At 26.1% G+C, this 2,573-nt stretch carries 2 protein-coding genes; both read left to right on the top strand.

Going from position 1 to position 2,573, the window contains the following annotated elements; genetic code table 11:
• Positions 1-438 precede the first annotated feature (438 nt).
• Positions 439-1,452: a ketoacyl-ACP synthase III gene (locus HUJ77_RS07560; RefSeq protein ID WP_291707970.1), complete on the top strand. Its 1,014-nt coding sequence runs from the start codon at positions 439-441 to the stop codon at positions 1,450-1,452.
• Between the two features lie 56 nt (positions 1,453-1,508).
• Positions 1,509-1,901 carry a hypothetical protein gene (locus tag HUJ77_RS07565; RefSeq protein ID WP_291707971.1) on the top strand — a complete coding sequence of 131 codons (393 nt, stop codon included), beginning with the start codon at positions 1,509-1,511 and terminating at the stop codon, positions 1,899-1,901.
• The last annotated feature ends 672 nt before the right edge of the window (positions 1,902-2,573 follow it).

Here is a 2,573-nt window from a genome sequence, read left to right on the forward strand (position 1 = left end):
TTTAATATAAAATATAATTAAAATTAAAAAAATATTATAAAAACTATTGTATTTTGGAATTATTTGTTATAGTATGGAAATATAAGAAATAAGTATATAAATTAAACTTTAAATTCGCCCCCTAAAATAATATTTTAAATACAAAACTATTGTGAGGAATCCCTATTAATTCTTTGCAATAGTTTTTTTTTGAATATAATAAAAATTATTAATACGAAATTTGGTTAAAAAGGTTTAAATATGTTCTTAAATTAATTTATATGACAGATATAATTTAAAATATAATTCAATAAAAGATAATTATAAAAAGTAAAAAATATTTTATTGTAATTTGACATTATTTGTTATAATATGTATTTATGTATATAATGTGTAAAATAAATAAGCATTATGTTTAAAGTAACAATATAAAAAAAGAAGACTTCAAGGGGAGATTTTATGAAAGAAGAAAACATCAATATAATTAGCACAGGGGTATATCATCCTGAAAATAAGATACATAACGATTACTTTATTAAGCACTTTGATAAAGTGGGAATTAAAGTAGAGGGGCTTTTAAATCATTTAGAAAGAGAATATAGATATCTTTCTAATGATCCTAATGAAACTGTAATAACTATGGCATATAACGCAAGTGTAAAAGCATTAAATGAAGCAAATATAAGCATTAAAGATATAGATTTACTTATATTTGCAACAGATACTCCAGAATATACATCACCATCTAATGCTGTGAAGTTGTTAGATATGTTAGGTAAGGGAGATATTAGAATTCAAATGGCTTATGATACAAACGCAAATTGCCTAGGAATGATAACTGCCTTAGATCAAGCCAGTAGAATATTAATGACAAATAAAAGATTTAAAAAAGCTTTAGTAGTTGGAGGAATTTTATTTAGTTCTGTTGGGAATAAAAGAGATTCAGTTGCTTATCCTAATTTTGGGGATGCAGCAGCAGCTGTTATTTTAGATAAAGTAGAAGAAGATATTAAGAGAGGTTTTATAGATTCTACTCATTTAACACAAACATCAGAATGTAATAATATACTTATGCCTAAAGCAGGATATTCAAAAATAACTAGATGTGGAGTTGAAAATGAAGATGATAATAAATGGTTCTGGGAGCCTTTTGATGGAAGCTTTATATCAGATATATGGGTAAATTTAATTACAGAAGTAGCAGAAGATAATGGAATAAAGGCAACAGATATCAATCATCTTATATTTTCTCAATTTACACTTCCAGATGCAAAACTAGCATTAGAAAAGTTGAAAATAGATACTGATAAAACCACTTATATAGGTAATGAATATGGATATACTGGAACTACTAGTCCTATAGTGGCTCTAGATAGAGCTTTAAAAACTGGGAAAATTAATCATGGAGATTATGTAACACTATCATCTATGGGTTCAGGATCAGTGGTAACTGTATTATTATTTAAGTTTTAAAAAATATTTATAATAATTTAAAATTTTTTTAATATATAACATAAGGAGGATTATTTATGAAAAAGTATGAAGGAAAGAATTCAAGTTATCAATTTGAGGTTGACAATGTTAAAAAAGTATTTCATGCTGAAGCAGCAGGTTTTTTTAGTGAAGAGGATGGAAACTCTTTCTTAAAAGATTATATTGAAAGTACAAAGACATTTACAGCTAAGGAATATACTTTGGTAATTGACGCACCAGAGTTAAAGCCATCAAGTCCAGAAGTGGCAAAAATGTTAGGATATTTATTAAATAAATATATGGAGGTTCCTTTTAAAAAGAGATTTTTGGTTACAAAAGGAAATGTAATTACTGTTTCTCAATTTAAGAGATTAGGTAAAGATGTACCTGGTTGGACTGAATCTGTTCAATATGTAGATGATTATGATGAAGCATTAAGGAATCTTTAGAAATATATTATTAGTACATAAAGGTTATATAAATTATTAAACATAGATAACAACTTTAAATATTTAATGTTGTAAAAAAGTATTTTATTAAAAATTGTTTATTTAATTTCTTAAACAGATGTATGGTCTCCTCAGATACGCTAACTCCATGCATTTATGTGTGTATCATCCAACGATTTGGTTCATTTTGTATTGGTTACCAAATCTGTGGTCATAGACTTACTCATATTACTTTGTTATCCTATTGGTGTTTATGGAATTGTAGTAATGGTAGCTCATTGCTTTTTATACGGACGTTTTTTGCTTTTAATGTGACTGAAGTTGTCATTTTCATTAAAATTATTTTAAATAACTGGAAATCTTTTGTATTTGCTATACAAATATTTACAGTTTCACTATATTTTGCCAAATATAACTATTCATTTGGATATTATGCACACTTTTTCTCATTTTGTGGGGGATAAAGTTATATTATTAGTTTAGCTATTCTTCCCTTTTAAAGAGTACACTCAATGCTATGAATTTTGTTAAGCACTGATTTTTTTGCAACTCACATGTGTTAGTGAGCTTGAGTTTCTTTCCATATATTTGTTTAAAAATGTGATCACTATGTAAAAGAACTTTAACACCTGTTCTGATTAACTATTAAAGTTTGAAAATCAGATATCATTA

Source organism: Clostridium sp., assembly GCF_021443865.1.
Lineage (GTDB): Bacteria > Bacillota > Clostridia > Clostridiales > Clostridiaceae > Clostridium.